Here is a 21,517-nt window from a genome sequence, read left to right on the forward strand (position 1 = left end):
AGGCCGACCTGCCGCGTTCGGACAGATCGGCCTGCAGGACGGTTACTTCATCACCCGGTCATCGACGTAGCGACGCTCGTTCGCGGCGGGCGGGAAATACTGATACAGCCAGGTTTCGCTAATCGCATCGCCCTGGCAGCGCAGGAACATGCGCATCTCTACCGGATCGGTGGAGTCGTTGGTCGGATACCAGTCGAACTGGATGCGGTAGCCATCAAACGGTTCAACGTAGAGGATTTCAACCTGCTTCGCCTCGCCGTTGGAGAGAGTGATCACCGGCTCGATGCCTCTCGGCGCCGCGGCCTTCAGGTCTCCGCCGACGAAATCAATCGCAAAGCGGCGGGCCCACTTGTCCGGATAGTGCTCGCCCGGTGCCCAGCCTTCCGGGAAGCCGCCCATGCCGGTGCGGGTGGCCAGCACCCGGGCCAGCGGCGAACGGACCGGCGGCTGCGCGCTCCAGTAGAGGCGGTAGCTGAAGTCCAGCTCGTCGCCCGCCTTGATCGCTTTTTCCGGCTGCCAGAAGCAGACGATATTATCCAGCGTCTCGCCGGTGGTCGGGATCTCCATCAGGCTGACCGCCCCCTTGCCCCACTGGTTGCGCGGCTCAACCCACAGGCTTGGGCGTTTGTTGTACCAGCCCATAATGTCCTGATAGTGCGAGAAGTCGCGGTCGAGCTGCAGCAGGCCGAAACCGCGCGGGTTCTTATCCTGGAAGGCGTTGAACTGCAGCTTCTGCGGGTTATTCAGCGGGCGGCATACCCACTCGCCGTTGCCGCGCCACATAGCGAGGCGATCGGAGTCGTGAATTTGCGGGTGGATGGTATCGCAGGTCCGCCGTTCGTTGTTGCCGCAGCTGAACATGCTGGTCATCGGCGCGATGCCGAGCTGCTTGATGTCCTTGCGGGCGTAGATGTGGTTTTCCACATCCATAATCACCTGCGTCTCCTGGCAGTTGATCACGAACTTGTAGGCGCCGGTCACGCTCGGGCTGTCGAGCAGCGCGTAGACGGTAAAGACGGCGGCACCCGGCTTGACGGTTTCAAACCAGAACGAGGTAAAGTCCGGGAACTCTTCCGGGGTGTCGGTAAAGGTGTCCACCGCCAGGCCGCGGGCGGATAGCCCGTACTGGTAGGTGCTGTCCACCGCGCGGAAGTAGCTCGCGCCGAGGAACGCCACGATATCGCGACGCGCCAGCTCCGGCGCTTTGAAGGCGCGGAACCCGGCGAAGCCGAGGTCGGTCTGCCCGACCAGCTGCCGGGTGTCTACGCCGGCGTCGTTGTAGTTAAACAGCTCCGGACGGAAGTGAATTTCACGCGCCTGCTGGCTCTGCGTATCCAGGGAGAACATGCGCACCCGGCGGCGGAAGCCCATGCCGACGTGGAAGAACTGGATATCCAGCTTGCGATCTTCGATGTTGTTCCACAGCGAGTGCCCGGCATCGTACTGGATGCTGTTATAGGCCTGCGGCGTCAGGTTCGCCAGCGTCGGCGGCAGGTCGCGCGGCGCGCCGCCCCAGGGCTGACGAGAGAGATCGTGGGCCATTCCCTGAAGCACGGAAAAGTCAAAGCGGCGCGTCTGCCCGTCGGCAATGCCCGATTCTTCAGCAAGCGCGGCTTTTGAGAAAAGAGAGGCGACTCCTGACGTTCCGCATACGGCGGCAACGGCCATGGAAGATTTAAGAAAACGTCTGCGATTCATGCCTGAGAAAGCGTCCTTCAGTTATGCCAGTTGGGAGGCAACGCGACAAACAGATGCGTCGTGAATTTCGCTCACTCTAGACAAAAACGATTAATAATCCAATTGTTGGCGACAGAAAAAGCGTGAAAAAAATATGTCCAGCGGACCAGACTGAATTCCCCGCCGGATAAACCGGCGGAGAATGGCGCATTATTTAACGCTAACGTCGATGCCCGGGAAGTATTTCGCCGCCAGTCGGGCGATGGTGCCGTCGGCGCGCACTTTATCAATCGCCGCATCAAGCTGCTTTTTCGTCGCCTCGTCGCCCGTAGCCAATCCCGCTGCCGAGGATCGTATCGTCAGCCACCGGCTTGCCGATAAAGCCAAAGCCTTTGCCCTGCGGCTTGCTGAGGAAGCCGGCCTGCCCGGCGGCGGACATCACCAGCGAAGCGTCGATGCGCCCGTTGAGCAGGTCGGCCCACGCCATATTCTGGTCCTTATAGGAGACCACGCTGACGCCGTGTTTTTCCCAGTGCTCTTTGGCGTAGGTTTCCTGAATGGAACCCTGCAATACGCCGATGGTTTTCCCCTTCAGTCCTTCAGGAGTGGCCTGCATGCCGCTGTCGGCCTTCCCGACCAGCTGCGACGGGATGCGGTAGATCGGCTGGGTAAAGTCGATGCTCTTGCGCCGCTGTTCAGTAATGTTCATCGCCGAGTTAATGGCGTCGAATTTCTTCGCCACCAGCCCCGGGATCAGCGCATCAAACGAGGTCTCCACCCAGCTGCACTTGAGCTGCGCCGCCTGACAAATGGCGTTTCCGAGATCAATATCGAAACCTTCCAACTCTCCGGCCGTATTGCGGCTTTCAAACGGCGGGTATTCCGCTTCCACGCCGTAGCGCAATTCGCTGGCGGCAAAGGAGGAGAAGGTGCAAATCATCCCCAAAGCGAGGGTAAGGGCTTTTATTTTCATCGTGTAGCTCCTCAGCGCGGCTTAACGTGACACAGCGCCTGCGCGCCGGCCCGTAACGTGGCTTCATCTTTAGCAAAAGAGAGCCGAATCAGTTTGTTATCAGTACCATCCGCGTAAAACGCCGACAGTGGAATGGTGGCGACGCCGTAGTCGACGATCAGCCTCTTCACCATCTCGCTGTCGCTTTCATCGCTGAAGTGGCTATAGTCCGCCAGCATAAAGAAGGAGCCGGCGCTCGGCAGCAGGCGAAACGGCGAATCCGCCAGCTGCTGACGCAGCAGATCGCGCTTTTTCTGGTAGAACGGCGCCAGCCCCAGCCAGGAACTCGGGTCGGTCATCTGCTCAGCAAACGCGTACTGCATCGGGGTATCGGCCGAAAACATCAGAAACTGGTGGACCTTGCAGATTTCATCCATCAGCGCCGCCGGCGCGACGCAGTAGCCTACCCGCCAGCCGGTCACGTGATAGGTTTTGCCAAAGGAGGAGACGATCACGCTGCGCTCCGCCAGCTGAGGATGGGTGGCCATCCCGTGGTGCCGCTCCCCGTCGAACACCACGTGTTCATACACCTCATCCGACAAAATAACGATATCGGTATTGCGGGTCAGCGCCGCCAGGCGGGCTAAATCGTCGGCGGAGAGAACCTGGCCGCTGGGATTATGCGGCGTGTTGATCACGATCATCCGCGTCCGCGGCGTGATGGCGGCGGCGACTTCGTCCCAGTTGATGGCGAAATCGGGCACCGTCAGCTTGATCGCCACCGGCGTGGCCCCCTGCAGGCGAACAATCGGCGCGTAGCTGTCGAACGCCGGTTCGAAATAGATAACCTCATCGCCGGGGTGCACCAGCCCGCCGATGGCGGAGTAGAGCCCCTGGCTGGCGCTGGCGGTGATCAGAATTTCGTCGTCAACGTCGTAGCGGGTGCCGTAGAACGCGGCGATTTTCTCGGCGATGCGCTCCTTTAGCACGCGCAGGCCGGTCATCGGCGCATACTGGTTATGCCCTGCGGCCATCGCCCGCGTTACCCCCTCAACCAGCCGGCTATCGCAGGCAAAATTGGGCGCGCCCTGAGAAAGGTTGATCGCATTATGCTCGGCGGAGAGCTGGCCGATGACGCTAAAAATGGTCGTGCCGACGTCGGGTAGTTTGGAGCGGGTGGTCAGCGGAGAACTGAGACGCATGGTTAATCCTTTCTCATTATATTTGCATAACCATTCAATCTAAAGCTACCGACGGCGACAAACGAATTGTTGTCATAGTAGCTATGAGATTTGATCATGGCTGAGAAAGAAGAGCGGCCAGCCGCAGGCCGGCCGCGGCAGGGATTACTTGTTGGTTAAGGTGTTAAAGCTGGTCATCAGGTTGCGATAGTCCGGGATGTGGTTAGAGAATAGCGTCCCCAGCCCTTCAATATCATTTCGCCAGTCGCGATGCAGCTCACAGGCTGCGCCAAACCACGACATCAGCTGCACGCCGGCCTGCGACATCCGATCCCATGCCGCGTCGCGGGTAATCGAGTTAAAAGTCCCCGAAGCGTCGGTTATCACGAAGACATCAAAGCCCTCTTCGATGGCCGACAGCGCCGGAAACGCCACGCACACCTCGGTGACCACCCCGGCGATAATCAGCTGCTTCTTGCCGGTGGCCTTCACCGCCTTGACGAAATCTTCGTTATCCCAGGCGTTAATATTGCCCGGGCGGGCGATATAGGGCGCATCCGGGAACTGCGCTTTCAGCTCCGGCACCAGCGGGCCGTTGGGGCCGTTTTCAAAGCTGGTGGTCAGGATGGTGGGCAGGCCGAAATATTTTGCCAGGTCGCCAAGGGCGAGGACGTTGTTCTTGAATTTATCCGGGTCGATATCGCGCACCAGCGACAGCAGCCCGGCCTGATGATCGACCAGCAGCACCGCTGCATCACTCTTATCCAGACGAACGTACGGTTTAGCCATGACCTTCTCCTCATATTAACATCAGATGATCCCGCCAGAGCGGGCGCTCCGGCAGATGTTCTCGCTATAAGGTCGATCATAGTTTACCGGCGGGCCGCTGATTAGACGGCGAAAGTGCAACGCATTGTCCCATTCCCGGAACGAAGCGTGGCATACTGCCTATGATCAAAATGCATAGCTGGAGACGACATGTCGCGGAGCGCCCTGCCTTTTAATACCGTCGAGACCTTTCTGGTGACCGCCAGGCACCTCAACCTGACCCACGCCGCGCGCGAGCTGTGCCTGACCCAGGGCGCGGTGAGCCGCCAGATTGCGGCGCTGGAAGGTTGGTTCGGTTTTCCGCTTTTTGAACGCCACGCGCGCGGGCTGCGCCTGTCGCCCCAGGGCAGCGCCCTCTACCCGGAGCTCCAGTCGGCGTTTGGCCGCCTGGTGACCGTCGCCGAACAGGCCCGCCAGCAGCAAACCGTGGTGCGCCTGAAGGCGCCGACCTGCGCCATCCGCTGGCTGGTGCCAAAGCTGGTGGCGATAGAGCAGCGCCACCCGGAGCTGCAGATAGCTCTGACCACCACCACCGAACATAGCGTTAACTTCAAAACGGAGCCCTACGATGCGGCGATCGTTTTCGGCACCCATCAAAGCGCCGGCGATCTGCTGTTTGAAGAGGCGCTGACGCCGGTTATCAGCGGCAGTACGCCCTGCGACGCCCGCCTCGACGGCGCGACGTTTTTACATCCGACGCGGGATAAAACCGACTGGTCGCTGTGGCTGACCCGCTACTCTCCGGATGCGCCGCTGGCGATGCGCAAAAACCAGCACTTCGATACCATGGATCTGGCGATCACCGCCGCCATGCAGGGGCTGGGGATCGCCATCGCCGATGCGACGCTGGTGGCGGAAGATCTGCGGCTTGGCCGGCTGGCGCGCCCGTTCGCCCTCAGCGTGAAAACCGGCGCCAGCTACCGCCTGCTGGTGCGGGCGTCGCAGAGCAAAGCCGATGGCCTGGCGCGGTTTCGCGAGGAGCTGGTTAATCCAGGGTCACGTGATGGCGCATCACCCGACGGAACAGCGCCAGCCGCGCGCGCATAAAGCGGTTCTCCAGCTTAAACCCCACCCTTTTATGCAGCCCGATACGCAGCAGCCGATCGCGGCCACGCCGGCAGGCCAGCCAGCGCACCGGGCCCGGCAGCTCGCTGCAGCCGTTGCCGGCAAGGCGGGCGAAGCTGGCCCAGTAGTCGGCTATCTGCCCGGCAAAGGCTTTATCGTCATCATCGGCATAGCCGCGCACCGGCTCGGCAAGCGCGAGGGTATCAAAAACGTAGGGCACCTCGTCCCCGTGCCACGCGCCGTGCGGATAGGTCTCATCCACGGCCTGCGGCACGTAGTCGAACCAGTAGCGCCAGCAGGGCTGCCCACCCCGCTGCTGGGCCTGCATCACCACGTAGCCGAGGGTAGTGAAGGCCATATCCCGGCATACTTCTCGGCCGAGCGCCGCGTCGCCCTTGACGCCGGGATAGAGCAGTTTAATCAGCCCGAGGCCGAAGCGCCGCTCGCGGCGCAGCTTCTGGATCTGCCCGGCAATATCAACGCCGAAGACCGCCATCACGCTGGCCTCGTCGCTGTTTGAGCCGACCATCACCGGCATGGGATGCTGACGGCCAGCGAAAAAGGTCTCCAGCATCGGCTGCGGCAGCACCGCATCGCCGACAATCGGCGCCGGGCCGATACTTAGCGGCGCGGTAAGCGGCCAGAAGGCCTCTGCGGGGATCGCCCGCAGCTGCTCCGCGCTGGCGTTCGGCAGCGAAAAATGCTCCGCCAACAGCCGCCCCTTCTCCAGCGCCCTGGCGCGCGGGAGGTCGGGCAGCGTATAGCCGCTTTGGATAATCGCTTTATGGAATAGTCCCCTGGCCTTTGGCGAGACCATCAGCGACAGCACGCTGCGCGCGCCGGCCGACTCGCCGAACAGGGTAACGTTGGCCGCATCTCCGCCGAAGGCGTGAATATTTTCCTGCACCCACTGCAGGGCGGCAATTTGATCGAGCAGCGCAAAGTTATACACCGGCTCGTCCTCCTCGCCTTCCAGAGCCGGATGCGCGAAGAAGCCGAGATGCCCCAGCCGGTAGTTCACCGTCACCACCACAACCTCCCGGCCCGCCAGCGCCAGGCCGTCGTACGGCGGCAGGCTGCCGGCGCCGATGGTAAAGCCGCCGCCGTGCAGCCAGACCATTACCGGCAGCGGCTGGGTGCGGACGGCGGGCGACCAGACGTTGAGATAGAGACAGTCCTCCGAGAAGCGGCCGGGATCGCCGCCTCCCAGCTCGCGGCAGTACTCAACGTCCTGCCAGCTGGCGGCGGAGAAGGCATCAGCCCGGCGCACGCCCTGCCAGCGTTCCGGCGGGCGCGGGGCGCGCCAGCGCAGTTCGCCAACCGGCGGCGCGGCGAAGGGGATGCCGCGCCAGATATCAATCCCCTGCTCTGAGATCCCGGATAAAGTGCCCTGGCGAGTTTTCACCAGCGGCGTAGACGGATTCTGCATGACCTGCTTCCTTTTGCGGTTTATGCCAGCAGAGTACCGGTTTCAGAGCAGACCGCAACGCCGTTTACTGCGTTCTTCCGCCTGTTGATAGAGTTCAAACTCGTCGAGTACCGGGCAGCCGAGGGCCGTTTCGAAGGCCTCGCGGCTGGCGTTGCCGTGGCTGCGGGCCTGGGTTTCGTTGCCCAAATTAGACTGGAAGATCCCCGCGGCGCTCACCGGCAAAAAGTCTTCATAAATAATCGGCTGGGCAATCAGCCAGCCGCGCTCAATCAGCGGCTGCGGATCGTCGCCGGGACCGAAGGCCTGACGATGGGCTTCTCCCGCCGGCGTCAGCCGATAGCGGAACCACGCCAGCCCCTGCTGGCGCAGCAGAAACTCGCTATCCGGGAACTGGCTGAACACATCCTGCAGGTGGCGCTGATGCTGGAGGTTGTCTTTTCCGACCCCGGCCTCGTTCAGCAGGCGATCGTACAGCGCCCGCCCCTTCGGCGTCAGCGCGATCCCGCGCTGTTCGATTTCGCCAAACCGGGCGCTATGGGTGCCCCGATGCTCCCCGGCAAAAATCACCGGCTCCTCCAGCGCTTTAAAGCTGGTCTGGCGCAGCAGAATAGGTACATCCCGGCGCGGCGGACCTTCAATCAGCGCCTTAGGCACGATGCCGCACTCCGGCATCAGGGCCTGCACCCGGTCGATATCCAGCGTGCGCGGCGTCAGGTGATTAATGTGGCAGCCCGGGAAGCAGACCACGTCGGCAATCAGCCGGTGCTCGTTCTGCAGGGCGTGATAGGTTTCATCATCTACCGTAGCGTGGCTGTGCCAGCGGAAGGTTTCCAGCGCCTCGCGCACAAACTCCCGCGCTTGCGCGGGCGTGAAAGCGCCGCTCTCTTCGTGCTGCGCAATCAGCTCCCGACAGCGCGGGGTAAAAATATCGCGCTTAGCCAGAATCTCCGCCGCCCGCTGGCGTAGTTCCTCGCTGGCGATCAGCTCCAGGCGCAGCAGCGAGGTGAAAATACGGAACGGATTGCGCGCCAGGGCGGCATCGTCAACGGGGCGAAAGGCGGTGGAATGGACCGGCACTCCGGCCTGGGAGAGATCGTAATAGCTCACGGGGAACATCCCCATGATGGCAAACATACGGCGCAGCGTCGCCAGCTCTTCAGCGGTGCCGACGCGGATTGCGCCGTGGCGCTCAACGTTCAGCCGGGCCAGCTCGTCGGCGTTCGCCAGCTGCTCATGCAGCCGGGGATTGTGCTCCAGTACCGCCAGATTGACGTCCGCTACCAGCTCGAGCAGCGTCCCGTACTGCGGAACTTCCTGCTGATACATCGCCGACATCGCCTGTGAAAAATGTTCCCGAATCTCATCAGCCGTGATGTTGTTCGCCATGATGTCTTACCTCCAGTGAATACTTCCTGGAGTGTAGAGAAGGCATCTCGCGCCAGCAGGAAGAATTTACAAACTGTGATGCGGGTAACCTGCCCCTGCCCTTTGCCCGGCGCGGAACATAACCCTGAGTTATGAAAAAACCCCTTTAATTTCACTTTAAATCAACAAAACATTTACATGTACCGTTTCTGGCGATATTAAAACAAGATGCCCTGAAGCGAATAAAACGCGGTACGTACCCCCATAAACGATAAATGGTCTCCACGGGAAGCGATTCATCGCGACGATAACAGCCATTCTCCCGCCAGGGCCCGGGCGACAAAATCAGCGTCCTGCGCTCGCCGCGCAATGCGTCGCTCTCCCCGCAGAGCTCGCCTGTCGACGAGCAGGAGGCCAGGCGGGACGATCCGGTGCGCAATCCGATCGCGTGGGAGGTTCATCGTCGGACGCTCATTGCCCGGCACGAAACGCGCGCGCCGAAATCGTCTTTTTCGATCTTTACGGTCATCGCGCCCCCGGTTTCGCCCTCGCATCGGCTTTTTAGCGTCAGGTAAAATTATTTGTAATAGAACAAGAGTAAATGTTAATAATATTTTGCCATTGGGTTATCAAATTTCAACAATATCGCTTGTCACTCATACCGCTCTGTTTTTAGTATCAATTATGGAAAAAAACGCTCTCTTTAGTCAGCGCATTCGCTTGCGCCATCTACACACCTTCGTGGCCGTCGCTCAACAGGGAACGCTGGGGCGCGCGGCTGAAACTCTTAATCTTAGCCAACCCGCTTTATCAAAAACGCTGAACGAGCTGGAGCAGCTGACCGGAACGCGGCTTTTTGAGCGCGGGCGGCTTGGCGCCCAGCTGACGCTGGTCGGGGAGCAGTTTCTAACCCACGCGGTAAAGGTCCTTGACGCGCTCAACACCGCAGGTCAGGCGCTTAACCGCAAAGAGGGGATAAACCCCGACGTGGTGCGCATCGGCGCGCTGCCTACCGCCGCGCTCGGCATTCTGCCGGCGGTAATCGGCCAGTTTCACCAGCAGCAGAAAGATATCACCCTGCAGGTCGCCACTATGAATAACACCATGCTGCTGGCGGGGCTGAAATCGGGGGAGATTGATATTGGCATCGGGCGCATGTCCGACCCGGAGCTGATGAGCGGCCTGAACTATGAGCTGCTGTTTCTGGAATCCCTGAAGCTGGTGGTTCGCCCCGGACACCCGCTGCTGCAGGAGACGGTGACGCTCAGCCGGGTGATGGACTGGCCGGTCGTCGTTTCGCCTAAGGGGACGCTCCCCCGCCAGAATGCCGAAACGCTGCTGCAAAGCCAGGGCTGTAAAATTCCCGCGGGCTGTATCGAGACGCTCTCGGCGTCGCTGTCGCGCCAGCTAACCGTTAATTACGACTATATCTGGTTCGTCCCCACCGGAGCGGTGAAGGACGACCTGCGGCGCGGCCTGCTTAGCGCGCTGCCGGTACCGACGCAGGGCGCTGGTGAACCAATCGGCATTCTGACCCGGGTTGATGCCCCCCTGACCTCCGGCGCGCAGACCCTGCTCAGCGCGATTCGAAAATCAATGCCTGCTTGAAGGGTTTCACTACGTTGACGCTGGCCGGACGTTGACGGCGGCAGGGGAAAATGGCGCGACGATTCAAAGCCCACCGCGCCGAGCCGTCATAGCTGCCGACGAAGCCGCCAGCAGCTACTTTCCCCAGCGAGGGAACCCGGTTGTTTGGCGTCAACCCGTTCTGCCCGTTACTGGTCGCCGAAATGGATAACGGTACGAATTGATTTACCTTCGTGCATCAGGTCAAACGCGTCGTTGATCCGATCCAGCGGCAGGCGGTGGGTAATAAACGGATCGAGGCGAATTTTACCCGCCATCGCGTCTTCCACCATCCCCGGCAGCTGTGTGCGCCCTTTGACGCCGCCGAATGCGGAACCGCGCCATACGCGGCCGGTTACCAGCTGGAACGGCCGGGTTTTAATCTCCTGACCCGCACCGGCCACGCCGATAATCACGCTCTCGCCCCAGCCTTTATGGCAGCACTCCAGCGCCGAACGCATAACGTTGACGTTGCCGATACACTCAAAGCTGAAGTCCACGCCGCCGTCGGTGAGTTCAACGATGACGTCCTGCACCGGCTTTTCATAATCACGCGGATTGATAAAGTCGGTTGCGCCCATCTCTTTGGCGAGTGCGAACTTATCCGGATTGGTATCGACCGCCAGAATACGCCCGGCTTTCGCCTGTGCCGCGCCCTGAATAACCGCCAGGCCAATTCCGCCGAGGCCGAATACCGCCACCGTATCGCCCTCTTTCACCTTGGCGGTGTTGTGGACGGCGCCGATCCCGGTGGTCACGCCGCAGCCCAGCAGACAGACTTTTTCCAGCGGAGCCTGCGGGTTAACTTTCGCCAGCGAAATCTCCGCGCAAACGGTGTATTCACTGAAGGTGCTGGTGCCCATATAGTGATAAATCGGCTCGCCGTTGTAGGAGAAACGGGTGGTGCCATCCGGCATCAGGCCCTTGCCCTGGGTAGCGCGAACCGCCTGGCAGAGGTTGGTTTTGCCGGATTTACAGAATTTGCACTCGCCGCACTCGGCGGTGTACAGAGGAATAACGTGATCGCCCGGCTGCAGGCTGGTCACCCCTTCGCCCACTTCAACGACAATGCCGCCGCCTTCGTGGCCCAGCACCGCCGGGAACACGCCTTCCGGATCGTCGCCGGAGAGGGTAAAAGCATCGGTATGGCAGACACCGGTATGGGTGATTTTGACCAGCACTTCGCCTTTTTTCGGCGGTGCGACGTCAATCTCAACGATCTTCAGCGGCTGGCCCGGGCCAAACGCGACTGCTGCACGTGATTTCATAAGGGTCTCTTCCTTCGTCGTGATTTATTTTAAATAGGATCGTAGCAGATGGCCGACTTCCGCCATGCGTATCGCTCTTTGGTCGGGGGTGGTTTCGCCGCTTACCAGCTCGTCCTGGAGATGAATTTCCACCATCTCCCCCATCAAACCGTTGGCTGCGCCGCGAATCGAGGCGATCTGCTGCAGGATTGTCATACAGGATTCGCCGGACTCCAGCGCGCGCTCAAGCGCCTCGACTTGCCCGCGAATACGGCGCACGCGGCTCAGGGCGCGCTTTTTATCTTCAGGTGAATGTGGCACGGTGACGCCCTCCATATCATATAGGGGGGTATACTATATTTAATTAAGCAATATGGCAAATTGAAACGCCGCTTTAACCGTAGCACAGCGGCGCGGTTTTGGGCTCAGCTCAGCTCCAGCATCATATCCACACGGCCTAAATCGGCATTGGCGAGCTTTGATGGCAGCCACTTTTCACCGAGCGCCACAAAGCTGCGGCGTATCGCCTGATTGCGGATTTCCCATAGCGCTGGCGCTTCATCCCCTCTTCCCGTTGGGGCGATCGGATGTATCACACTCTGCGCTTAAAGCGATAAAAAAACCCCGCTCGGGGCGGGGTCTGAATTCAAAATCGAACGGCGGCTAGCGCCTGCGCGGCATCATGCGCAGCAGCGTGTTGTCTTTCCACAGGTAGTGATGCATCAGCGCCGCCAGCGCATGCAGGCCAATGACAAAATAGCCGGTATTCGCCAGCAGAACGTGCACCCCCTTCAGCGTATCCACCAGCTCAAAATTACTTTGCGCCGCAAAGGGCATCGTCAGGCCAAACGCATACCACGGGTTGCCGCGGTTATACATCATGACCATGCCGACGACCGGCAAGGCGATGAACAGCACAAAGATAACCAAGTGCCCGAGGTGCGCGAGGCCGGTCATCATCGGCGATGGTTTCGGCACAATCGGCGGTGCGGGCGATTTCAGGCGCACCAGCAGCCGCGCCACCATCAGTACGCAGATGGAAATACCGCAGGAAACATGAATCATGTTAATCAGCGGCCGGTCGCTGCGGGGGAAGAAGCCCCGCAGCTCCATGGCGGCGTAGGCGCCAACCACTAATAAAAATACCAGCCAGTGGATGCCTATCTGCAGGCCGGAGTATTTATCGCGCATGAAAAACCCTTAACAAAACAGTGATGCCGACAACATAACGACCTTTTATTAAAAATTCATTAACTTTTACGTACTTATAAGAAACAATCGCGAGTAATCATGCGTTTAGTGGGAATACAAGGGGTTAGGACAGGTAATCCCTTTCAAGATTGTCAGCGGTGTAACACCTGCTGCCGAAAAACATACGCATGGCCTCTTTAGTTTCGTCTCTCACGTCTCATACCCTCGGTTGACGCTAATGAACGTATACAGGCGGCATTTCCGTCGGTACCAACGTCCCTGAGGCCGGGCGGTTTTTGTACCACCACCTCACTCTGCTCCAACGCATTGATGCCTAAGCTGAGGTTAATCTTAAATCGTTTGCCTGGACAGGGTTTTAATATTTCGGCCATATCTTAAATGGTAAAATTCGCAACGGTTGTAGACCCCCTATAGCCAAAGGCCCGCCCTTGTGCTCTTGCATATGGATCCCGGGCGGGCCACCTCATCGCGCCGGGAACAGCACCTGCGGCGGGCGGCAGCCGCAATCAACGCAGCCTGGGCTCGGTTGCTAACGGCTTTGCCGCCGCATTCGCTCCATATTGAACTTCCCATTAACGTAGAATAGAAACAGGCCTGCAGATGTCCCGGTAGCAAACCGTCAGTAAGGCTACGGCAGCATATCCCGGCAAGATATCGACACGGTTAGCACCGCTATGCTCTGTCAATCCAATGATTTGGCAGTTGCTTTCGGCAGCTTCAATGGGAGATGGTTCGGTGTTCGAAAATCAAAGGATGATGACAGTGTTTAACAACCTCAACGTTTTAAGATCGTGGCTCTATTTTTCATCGATTTTTACCTGTCTGGCGCTGGGTGACATTATTGGAGAGCGGTTTTTTGCGGGATCCAAAATTCCATGGGTTATCGGAGTGGTAGCGTCATTCATTATTAACTGGAGTATGTCGGCCCTGCTTAAGAAACTAAGCCGCCCTGCTTAACCTCTTGTTCCCGGTATTTATCGGGCCGCAGCGGGCGCGGGCATTCAGCGGTTTCAACGATCCGCGCCCCACTTCCTGAATTTGGATGCAGATGGACAACGATTCAGCGTCGGCCAGTAGTAAAAGAGAATTATCCTTCACCCGGATATACGGTTCTCCTTACAGCCACAGGCCAAAGTGCAACAGCGTTTTCTTTGGGCAATTTACCTCAGGAATGACATATAAAAACCTCTGCGTTTTATTCCGGCGGCTTAAACAGCCGGGGCTATCACTGATTTAAACTGCGCATGCCACATGTCGTAAAATTTTCCCTGGAGGCTCATTAGCGCTGCGAAGTCGCCATTTTCGATGACCTTTCCAGCGGACATCACAATAATCCTGTCGAACTCTTTGATGTTACCGAGCCTGTGCGTCACGGCGAGCACGGTTGTGTTCAGGGCAAGAATGTCATTAAACAGCCGATGTTCGGTTTCGGGATCGAGTGACGACGAGAACTCATCAAAAATAAACAAACTGGCTTTTCGGTATAGCGCTCGCGCAATCGCCAGTCGCTGCCACTGCCCCGTGGAGAGCTCATCGCCGCCGAACTGCTTGCCCAGCCGGGTGCGCTGGTCATACGGGAAGCCTACCTGTTTCAGCAATTCATCAACCTCTGGCGAATTTTTTTCAGCATCGTAGTTCTTCAGGGCAATATTCTCACCCACCGTGAACTCATATTTTCCGTAGTCCTGAAACACGGTTGCTATCTGATTCCGATAGTTTTCGATATCCAGCATCTCAAGCGGAACGCCCGACACCGACACCGCTCCTTCGCTGAAGCCATACATACGCAGGATGATTTTAATCAGCGTGGTTTTCCCACTGCCGTTATCGCCGAGAATAGCGACCTTTTCACCTGGAGCAATTTCAAGGTTAACCTCATTCAGGGCCGGATGATTACGTCCCTCATACTGAAACCGGAGATTGCGAATACTGAGAGCAAAAGGCTTTTCGGCGGCTAGCGTAAGATGACCATTTTTTACCGGTTCGATCTCATCCGTCATAAACGAATGATAGCGGGTGAAAAAACTGCTCATACTGACCAGACTCGAACCAAAGTTGGCTATCTCGTCGAGGTGAGATTTCATCATTACAATGGACTGGAACACCATCACCAGCGCCCCCACCGCAATATCGCTGCTGCGCAAGTTGCTCAGGAAAAGAGACACGCCCGCAAACAGCATTAACAGGCTCAGCACCATCGCCGGTACGGGCGTGATAAGCGCGCGGATGCGCTGCTTGTGCATGCGAGCATAGGTGCTGCGGGCGGAGGCGTTGAATTTATTCAGCAGATATTGTCCCAGCCCGTAAAGGCGGATTTCCTGCAAAAAACTCTTGTCCATACTGACGCCGTATACGTAGCGCATCGCAATGGCCTCTTTGGAATTTAAGAATAAATCTCGTACGTATTTCTGCTGGATACGAACATTGATGACAATCATCGGTATTGCGGAGAGCGCACAAATGGCCGCTCCTGCCCCTGAGTAACCGATTAAAACCAGCAGCAGGCTGCCGGCCATGACGGCTGCCCGCATAACGTAAATGATACAGATAATGAAATTAAGCGGCCGGTAGGCTGCTTCTTTTTGCAAATATTCCAGCTGCTCATAGCGCGCCTTGTTATCAAACAGGCTCAGGGAAAAGGAATCATTCATCCGGCACATGATCCTGGCGCTGAAATGATTGGTCGAAATCTCCGTGACATCGCCCTGAACAAGATTGACCAGGGGCTGCATAAGCTGCATGCCGAGGAGTGAGACACACCAAATTGCAACGCTCAGCATCAGCTCGCCGTCGGTGGTTTGCGTCGCATGCAGCGTATTGATTATCTGGCCGGTCATAAAAACGTTGAGGGCCGGTATCAACCCCTGGAGCAATACAACGGCGATGAGCGCGCTAATACGAAATGGGCATGACGCGAAGACGTACCTGATAGCCAGTAGCACTGACGACCTCCCTTGTTACAGCAGCTATGGATCGTGAATTGCGGATAATGATAGATGAGAATGGCACTCAATTGCATTAATAGAGTTTGCTGAGCGGGGAAAAGAGCTGCGAGAGGAACCGCCGCTTCTCTCTTAGCAGAAGTCATGCGCCTCGGTTCTGCCCGCGTTGTGCCAGGAGCAGTTCATAATTGCCGGGAGATCCAGGCCTGGTTGCGTTGGCGAAGATTTTTTCATTGGCTGCTAATTTGCTAATGACAATTGATAAACCCAATAATGACAGTAGGCCTGGTGAGTATCCTGAGGTATTCAGTTACTCTTGCAGTTAAATCGCTAAATAGGCAGGTCACTGTAATTGTCCATAATACCAGCGTTCGCCTGAAAACCACTCATCCGGGTCGTCACCACCATAATAGTCAAGCTTAATACCTAATTCCTGAACCCCATCGGGAAGAATAAGCCCCCACTCCCGGGCAAGGCTTCGTTCCCTGATGAGTACCGATGAACCATTTTCAGAACTCCTCTCTGTAATGAAGCCTTGAAAGTATTCCGCTGAGTGAAATAAACAGACCTCACTTGTAAACATATCCGGGAGACAAATTACGGCAGTAATTCGAGGGGTATTATCGCAATCTGCTGTAGCGAGCATCAAGTTGGAACAGGCATCGATCATGGCTTGCGCACAATCAGCCCTAACTTTCTGCTTGCTGTGTTTTCCTTCAACAAGATTAATTTCTACCGGTATCTTATAATTCCAGTAACGTTGCTCTTCCGGAAAAACTGCACGAACTGGGTTATGAAAAGTTTCAGCCCAACGGTTAAGTGATTTTATACGACGGGGAATATTTCGTATTTTGGTGCGGTTATCCCTGCATATTCTCCTGCTCATATCTTTTAACTTCCTGCTTGTTCAGCTGGCTATCGTTTTGGTCGAAAATAACTTCACTGTAATCGAGCGACATATTTTTCACAAGAATATCAGCTACTCGCTCAGAGCTGAACTTCACCAGAACCAACATCGCTTGGGTTTTCGCCAGCAGCCCTGCCAGAGGTCAAAATACTCAAGCTGTTCAAGTCTGCGTAATACGACATCTTCACCCGCGAAATCGATGCTTCGCACCGGAATTGAAATACCCAAAAGGCCTTCTGCAACCGGGAAAACATCACACCTTTATTTCGCAGGAATTAACGCAGCTGGGGTGGAAAAAAATTGCGAGTACCGGTTCAGGCTACTGGAGCCATGTCACGTACCGTTCCCCGGCAATGACCCTCTGACTGCGTCCTCTATTCGGTATCCCGCATATCATATGAATAGCGGCGATTATCATCCCCGACGAGGGAGCGCCGTCATACCGAACGGCTGCCCGCTTGTCAGAAGCTGCTATCCACCGCCGGCGCAGCAGAAGCCGCTTATATTCAGCGCTCAAAAACTGATAAAATGCGCAAAATTTTTGAGATACGTGAAGAGCTATGCCAGGGAAAAAACTGCATCTGCGCCCCCTCATGCTGATGTTGTCCGTCGGAGGGATCCTGCTGACATCAATGCTGCTGCTCAGCGCCCTGACGCTTTTCCAGAAGGGCAACATTGAGGATCGGCTGCTCGAGAACAACCTCGCCTACGCCCGTAAGCTGGCGGATACCACTGACCGCTACCTGGTGACGGCGCAGCGGGAGCTGGCCTACAGCGCCGGGCAGATAAAAACTCTTGCCGACCATCGTCCGCTGCAAAACGAAGCTGAACGGCTGCGCCTGCAGTCCGGCTTTTTCAACTCGGTGGTGATCGTGAATTCCGACGCCGTGATTGCCGCCGCCTCTCCGGAGAGCCTGAAGCTGGTGGGAATAAAGCTCCACTCTGACGCTAGTCGGCAGGCCATTGCCTCTAAAAAACTCTTTATCTCTCAACCCTTCGTCTCGGCGGCGGGTAATTACGTCGTCTTTGTCTCGCAGCCATTATTTGGCCCAGGCGGCGACTATCTCGGCTTTATCGGCGGCAGCATCTACCTGCAAAAAGAGAGCATGCTCAGCGATATCCTGAGCATGCATTTTTATGAAAATACCACGGACGTCAGCGTCATCAATAATGACGGCAAGATAATTTTTAATCGCGATCCAGCACGGGTGGGAAGCGGTTTTAACTCTGCCCCCGGCCTGCGGGAACAGATTATCAAAGCGCAAAACGGCCACTTTTTTGGCGATGACAAAAGCGGCGGCAACCTGGTTGGCTACGCCAGCCTGAAGCAGGCCGACTGGAAGGTCATCATCTCGGGAGCGTCGGAAAGCGTATCCCGTATATTAATGCAGACGGTAGTTAACGCGTTTTGGTTCACGCTCGCGATCATCATCCTCACGGTGACGACCGTAACGATTTTTGCCGCCATCATTTCGGCTCCGCTGGAAAAGCTCGCCGAATTTACGCGCGAGGAAAACAACGATTCCACGCTCAAAAAGCTGGCCAATATTCACGTCTGGTACAAGGAAGCGGAACGCCTGAAAGAGGCTTTTAGCCTGCATCTACAGATAATGGCCCGGCGGGTAAACGCCCTCAGCGATGAAACGATGACGGACTCGCTTACCGGACTCTATAACCACAAGGGTTTCAGCACCCTACTAAAACAGTCCCCTGCTTCCGCCGATCGCTGCATCATCGCGATTGATATCGACCATTTTAAAAAGATTAACGATCTGCACGGGCATGGCGGCGGCGATGCTGTGCTGGTTACCTTCAGCGAGAAGCTGCGCAACCTCTGCGCCGACGGGCAGGTTGCCTGCCGGTTTGGCGGGGAGGAGTTTGTCGTATTCCTGCCTGCTAGCAGCCTGAAAGCGGCCGCCGCCGCGGCTGAACGCATCCGGATGGCGATCGAAAATGCCGATTACCCCCACGCCGATAGGGTGACAATCTCCCTCGGCGTCGCCAGGTTCGGCGATAGCGGCAATGATGTTTATACCGTGCTGCGTAAAGCTGATTTGGCGCTCTATGAAGCCAAACGCTCCGGCCGCAATACCGTGGTTATCAGCACGACGCAGGGCTTCTCCCACCTCTGAACGAGCGTGAATTACTGCGCAATACAGGTTCCATAAGGCTGAGAGGCAAAAATTCTCCGGCGTCACCCTATTCTCCGCGATGACCGCAGCGGTTATTTCCCGCGACAGCAGGCTCGTACCGCGCGAGTCTGCCCCGCCGGGGAACGTTTTCCTGCCCCTCTTCATCGCCGAATACGTTAATTTTTCTGTAGCGTTTTTTCAAAAGCTTAGCCGCCCGGTCGATTTTGCGGGTTGCCCAAATCGACCGACTGGAGTATGCCTGTATGAGTTTTACCCTCTAACCGACTCACCAGGAGATTTTCCATGAGCAAGCTTGGAATTAATGGTTTTGGTCGTATCGGACGTCTGGTATTACGCCGTTTATTGGAAGTTAACAGTCCGCTGGAAGTGGTGGCCATCAACGACCTCACCTTGCCAAAAGTGCTGGCCTATCTGCTAAAACATGACTCTAACTACGGTCCCTTCCCGTGGAGCGTCGACTTCACCGACGATGCGCTGATCGTCAACGGTAAGAGCATCACCGTCTATGCGGAGAAAGAGGCCCGGAACATTCCGTGGGAAAGCGCAGGTGCGGAGCTTATCGTTGAGTGCACCGGTTTCTATACCTCGACGGAAAAAGCCCAGGCCCACCTGAGCGCCGGGGCGAAAAAGGTTCTGATCTCCGCCCCCGCCGGCGATATGAAAACCATCGTCTACAACGTCAATGACGACACCCTCACCGCGGATGACACCATTATCTCCGTCGCCTCCTGCACCACCAACTGCCTGGCGCCGATGGCCAAAGTGCTCAACGATGCCTTCGGCATCCGGCTCGGCACGATGACCACCATTCACGCCTACACCGGCACCCAGTCGCTGGTGGACGGTCCGCGCGGCAAAGATCTACGCGCCTCGCGCGCGGCGGCGGAAAACATCATCCCGCACACCACCGGGGCGGCGAAGGCGATTGGTCTGGTCATTCCGGAGCTCAGCGGCAAGCTGAAGGGCCACGCCCAGCGCGTGCCGACCAAAACCGGATCGGTCACCGAACTGGTCTCGATTCTTGAGAAAAAGGTCACCGCCGAAGAGGTCAATCAGGCGATGAAGAACACGGCGGCGAATAATGAATCCTTCGGCTATACCGAAGAGGAGATCGTCTCATCCGACGTGGTTGGCAGCCACTTTGGCTCGATTTACGACGCCACCCAGCTTGAAGTCGCCGAGGCGGGCGACGTTCAGCTGGTCAAAACCGTGGCGTGGTACGACAACGAATACGGCTTCGTCACCCAGCTTATCCGCGTGCTGGATAAGTTTGCTAAATAGGCTGTAACCGCAGCGGATAGCCCTCGGCTATCCGCCTTTTCACCCCGCGGCTCAGGCCTGCAGATAGACCACCTGGGTCTGCAGGTACTCGTTCAGGCCGTGGCGCCCGTCGGCGCCGCCAATGCCCGATTTGCGCCAGCCGGCATGAAAGCCCTGCATGGCCTCAAAGTTTTCGCGGTTGATGTAGGTTTCGCCGAACTTCAGCCCCTTAATCGCCTTCATCGCCACGTTCAGGTCGCGCGTATAGATTGACGACGTCAGGCCGTAGTCGCTGTCGTTGGCCATCGCCAGCGCCTCTTCAAGCGTGTCAAACGCCACCACCGGCAGCACCGGGCCAAAGGTTTCTTCGTGGACGATATCCATCTCCTGACGCACGTCCAGCAGCAGCGTCGGCGGATAAAAATAGCCGCTGCCGGCGACCGCTTTGCCGCCGAGGGCAAGGCGTGCGCCCTGAGCCAGGGCTTTGGCCACCTTCTGTTCGACCCGCTCCAGCGCGGCGGCGTTAATCAGCGGCCCCATGGCAATATCATCGCGCAGCGCCGGGTCGCCGAACTGCACCGCCTTCAGCGCTTCGCCGAGACGGTTCACGAAGCGATCGTAGATCCCCTTCTGCACGTACACGCGCTCAACGCAGTTGCATACCTGCCCGCTGTTGATCACCCGCGAATCGACCACCGCCTTAACCGCCAGCTCGAGGTCAGCGTCATCCATCACAATCGCCGGCGCCTTGCCGCCCAGCTCGAGGCACACTTTGGTGATATTTTTCGCCGCGGCGGCCATGATTTTTTCCCCCGCGCCGACGCTGCCGGTCATGCTGACCATCGCCACCTTCGGGTTCGCCGCCAGCTCCTGGCCGACGGTCTCCCCGCGGCCTAACACCAGGTTAAACACCCCCTTCGGCAGGCCGATATCATCGACAATCTGCGCAAAGGCCACGGCGTTATTGGGCGTGAACTCGCTCGGTTTAATCACAATGGTATTGCCGGTCAGCAGCGCCGGGGCGAGCTTGCGGGCAATCAGGAAGAACGGGAAGTTCCACGGCAGAATGCCGGTGGTCACGCCGAGGGCGCGTTTGAACACGAGGATATTTTCGCCGGGACGGTCGCTTTGCACGATTTCACCTTCGTAGCGCCGCGCCCACTCGGCCATATAGTCGAGATAATCGGCGGTAAAGGAGACCTCCACCGCCGCCAGCTGCTGAGTCTTCCCGCCTTCGGCGACGATAAGCGCCGCAATCTCGTCGGCGCGCTCGCGGATCCCGGCGGCGATTTTACGCAGCCAGCCGGCGCGCTCGATGGCCGGCAGCGCCTCCCATCCCGGCTGCGCGCGATCGGCGGCGGCAATGGCCCGCCGCGCGTCTTCGGCGCTGCCGTCGGGAATGCGGGAGAGCAGCGCTTCGGTAGCGGGATTAAGCACGTCAATCCAGGCGTCGCCGCGCCCGGCAACAAACTGACCATCAATATACATCGGGTGCTGAACGGGTGCTGTCATAGCCTGCTCCTGTAGATTTATTGTTTTTAACAAGTGATTTATTTGTTAAAAATCTATCCATAAGAGGCGACCCGAGCAGTCCGCAGGTGCATTTATGTGAATTACTTCATAAAAACGGGGCCGGAGCCCGGAGAAAACGTTACATTCAGGCAACACAGACT

General features: G+C 57.7%; 17 protein-coding genes and 1 pseudogene. 5 read left to right on the plus strand and 13 right to left on the minus strand.

What is annotated here, in order from left to right:
- Positions 1-42: 42 nt before the first annotated feature.
- The 4 genes and pseudogenes from AC1M2H_RS15135 to ycaC all read right to left on the minus strand — a co-directional run bounded on the left by AC1M2H_RS15135 (position 43) and on the right by ycaC (position 4,599).
- Positions 43-1,698 (minus strand): glucan biosynthesis protein, encoded by a 1,656-nt coding sequence (locus tag AC1M2H_RS15135; protein WP_480147955.1) that lies wholly within the window; start codon positions 1,696-1,698, stop codon positions 43-45.
- Between the two features lie 189 nt (positions 1,699-1,887).
- Positions 1,888-2,650: pseudogene (locus AC1M2H_RS15140) on the minus strand (transporter substrate-binding domain-containing protein).
- Between the two features lie 11 nt (positions 2,651-2,661).
- Complete coding sequence (locus tag AC1M2H_RS15145) at positions 2,662-3,831, minus strand: methionine aminotransferase (RefSeq protein ID WP_480147956.1); 1,170 nt, start codon at positions 3,829-3,831, stop codon at positions 2,662-2,664.
- Positions 3,832-3,975: 144 nt separating this feature from the next.
- Complete coding sequence (gene ycaC / locus AC1M2H_RS15150) at positions 3,976-4,599, minus strand: isochorismate family cysteine hydrolase YcaC (protein WP_480147957.1); 624 nt, start codon at positions 4,597-4,599, stop codon at positions 3,976-3,978.
- 189 nt (positions 4,600-4,788) lie between these two features.
- Here ycaC and AC1M2H_RS15155 point away from each other — a divergent pair, with 189 nt between their 5' ends.
- Entirely contained in the window at positions 4,789-5,685 is an 897-nt protein-coding gene (locus AC1M2H_RS15155) for a LysR family transcriptional regulator (RefSeq protein WP_480147958.1), read from the plus strand.
- Here the strand turns inward: AC1M2H_RS15155 and AC1M2H_RS15160 are convergent.
- The gene (locus AC1M2H_RS15160) at positions 5,624-7,132 is read right to left on the minus strand and encodes a carboxylesterase/lipase family protein (protein ID WP_480147959.1); all 1,509 of its coding nucleotides are present in this window, start codon (positions 7,130-7,132) and stop codon (positions 5,624-5,626) included. The genes AC1M2H_RS15155 and AC1M2H_RS15160 overlap by 62 nt on opposite strands.
- 42 nt (positions 7,133-7,174) lie before the next feature.
- Positions 7,175-8,518: a 2-oxoadipate dioxygenase/decarboxylase HglS gene (gene hglS, locus AC1M2H_RS15165; RefSeq protein WP_480147960.1), complete on the minus strand. Its 1,344-nt coding sequence runs from the start codon at positions 8,516-8,518 to the stop codon at positions 7,175-7,177.
- A gap of 663 nt (positions 8,519-9,181) precedes the next feature.
- On the opposite strand from hglS, the gene AC1M2H_RS15170 reads away from it, so the two are divergent.
- Positions 9,182-10,105 carry a LysR substrate-binding domain-containing protein gene (locus AC1M2H_RS15170; RefSeq protein ID WP_480147961.1) on the plus strand — a complete coding sequence of 308 codons (924 nt, stop codon included), beginning with the start codon at positions 9,182-9,184 and terminating at the stop codon, positions 10,103-10,105.
- Between the two features lie 167 nt (positions 10,106-10,272).
- On the opposite strand, the gene AC1M2H_RS15175 is transcribed toward AC1M2H_RS15170, so the two are convergent.
- The 4 genes from AC1M2H_RS15175 to cybB all read right to left on the minus strand — a co-directional run bounded on the left by AC1M2H_RS15175 (position 10,273) and on the right by cybB (position 12,561).
- Positions 10,273-11,391 (minus strand): S-(hydroxymethyl)glutathione dehydrogenase/class III alcohol dehydrogenase, encoded by a 1,119-nt coding sequence (locus tag AC1M2H_RS15175; protein WP_480147962.1) that lies wholly within the window; start codon positions 11,389-11,391, stop codon positions 10,273-10,275.
- Positions 11,392-11,415: 24 nt separating this feature from the next.
- The gene (locus AC1M2H_RS15180; RefSeq protein WP_480147963.1) at positions 11,416-11,691 is read right to left on the minus strand and encodes a metal/formaldehyde-sensitive transcriptional repressor; all 276 of its coding nucleotides are present in this window, start codon (positions 11,689-11,691) and stop codon (positions 11,416-11,418) included.
- A 104-nt stretch (positions 11,692-11,795) separates the two neighbouring features.
- Complete coding sequence (locus tag AC1M2H_RS15185; protein WP_480147964.1) at positions 11,796-11,966, minus strand: hypothetical protein; 171 nt, start codon at positions 11,964-11,966, stop codon at positions 11,796-11,798.
- 67 nt (positions 11,967-12,033) lie between these two features.
- A complete protein-coding gene (gene cybB, locus AC1M2H_RS15190; RefSeq protein ID WP_480147965.1) occupies positions 12,034-12,561 on the minus strand; it encodes a cytochrome b561 in 528 nt (175 codons plus the stop codon).
- 711 nt (positions 12,562-13,272) lie between these two features.
- On the opposite strand from cybB, the gene AC1M2H_RS15195 reads away from it, so the two are divergent.
- Positions 13,273-13,539, plus strand: a complete 267-nt coding sequence (locus tag AC1M2H_RS15195) for a hypothetical protein (RefSeq protein WP_480147966.1) — start codon at positions 13,273-13,275, stop codon at positions 13,537-13,539.
- Between the two features lie 251 nt (positions 13,540-13,790).
- On the opposite strand, the gene AC1M2H_RS15200 is transcribed toward AC1M2H_RS15195, so the two are convergent.
- Entirely contained in the window at positions 13,791-15,524 is a 1,734-nt protein-coding gene (locus AC1M2H_RS15200) for an ABC transporter ATP-binding protein (RefSeq protein ID WP_480147967.1), read from the minus strand.
- Positions 15,525-15,867: 343 nt separating this feature from the next.
- Complete coding sequence (locus tag AC1M2H_RS15205; RefSeq protein WP_480147968.1) at positions 15,868-16,410, minus strand: DUF3916 domain-containing protein; 543 nt, start codon at positions 16,408-16,410, stop codon at positions 15,868-15,870.
- A 620-nt stretch (positions 16,411-17,030) separates the two neighbouring features.
- On the opposite strand from AC1M2H_RS15205, the gene AC1M2H_RS15210 reads away from it, so the two are divergent.
- Positions 17,031-18,563 carry a diguanylate cyclase gene (locus AC1M2H_RS15210; protein ID WP_480147969.1) on the plus strand — a complete coding sequence of 511 codons (1,533 nt, stop codon included), beginning with the start codon at positions 17,031-17,033 and terminating at the stop codon, positions 18,561-18,563.
- Between the two features lie 303 nt (positions 18,564-18,866).
- Positions 18,867-19,865: a type I glyceraldehyde-3-phosphate dehydrogenase gene (gene gap / locus AC1M2H_RS15215; RefSeq protein WP_480147970.1), complete on the plus strand. Its 999-nt coding sequence runs from the start codon at positions 18,867-18,869 to the stop codon at positions 19,863-19,865.
- A 51-nt stretch (positions 19,866-19,916) separates the two neighbouring features.
- Here gap and aldA read toward each other — a convergent pair whose 3' ends face one another.
- The gene (gene aldA, locus AC1M2H_RS15220; RefSeq protein WP_480147971.1) at positions 19,917-21,356 is read right to left on the minus strand and encodes an aldehyde dehydrogenase; all 1,440 of its coding nucleotides are present in this window, start codon (positions 21,354-21,356) and stop codon (positions 19,917-19,919) included.
- Positions 21,357-21,517 lie beyond the last annotated feature (161 nt).

The sequence above is a fragment of the Klebsiella sp. F11 genome, assembly GCF_056712265.1.

Coding starts and splice junctions, on each gene's coding strand:
- AC1M2H_RS15135 (WP_480147955.1), bottom strand. CDS start 1,698: ATGAATCGCAGACGTTTTCTTAAATCTTCCATGGCCGTTGCCGCCGTA.
- AC1M2H_RS15145 (WP_480147956.1), bottom strand. CDS start 3,831: ATGCGTCTCAGTTCTCCGCTGACCACCCGCTCCAAACTACCCGACGTC.
- ycaC (WP_480147957.1), bottom strand. CDS start 4,599: ATGGCTAAACCGTACGTTCGTCTGGATAAGAGTGATGCAGCGGTGCTG.
- AC1M2H_RS15155 (WP_480147958.1), top strand. CDS start 4,789: ATGTCGCGGAGCGCCCTGCCTTTTAATACCGTCGAGACCTTTCTGGTG.
- AC1M2H_RS15160 (WP_480147959.1), bottom strand. CDS start 7,132: ATGCAGAATCCGTCTACGCCGCTGGTGAAAACTCGCCAGGGCACTTTA.
- hglS (WP_480147960.1), bottom strand. CDS start 8,518: ATGGCGAACAACATCACGGCTGATGAGATTCGGGAACATTTTTCACAG.
- AC1M2H_RS15170 (WP_480147961.1), top strand. CDS start 9,182: ATGGAAAAAAACGCTCTCTTTAGTCAGCGCATTCGCTTGCGCCATCTA.
- AC1M2H_RS15175 (WP_480147962.1), bottom strand. CDS start 11,391: ATGAAATCACGTGCAGCAGTCGCGTTTGGCCCGGGCCAGCCGCTGAAG.
- cybB (WP_480147965.1), bottom strand. CDS start 12,561: ATGCGCGATAAATACTCCGGCCTGCAGATAGGCATCCACTGGCTGGTA.
- AC1M2H_RS15195 (WP_480147966.1), top strand. CDS start 13,273: ATGATTTGGCAGTTGCTTTCGGCAGCTTCAATGGGAGATGGTTCGGTG.
- AC1M2H_RS15205 (WP_480147968.1), bottom strand. CDS start 16,410: ATGAGCAGGAGAATATGCAGGGATAACCGCACCAAAATACGAAATATT.
- AC1M2H_RS15210 (WP_480147969.1), top strand. CDS start 17,031: ATGTTGTCCGTCGGAGGGATCCTGCTGACATCAATGCTGCTGCTCAGC.
- gap (WP_480147970.1), top strand. CDS start 18,867: ATGAGCAAGCTTGGAATTAATGGTTTTGGTCGTATCGGACGTCTGGTA.
- aldA (WP_480147971.1), bottom strand. CDS start 21,356: ATGACAGCACCCGTTCAGCACCCGATGTATATTGATGGTCAGTTTGTT.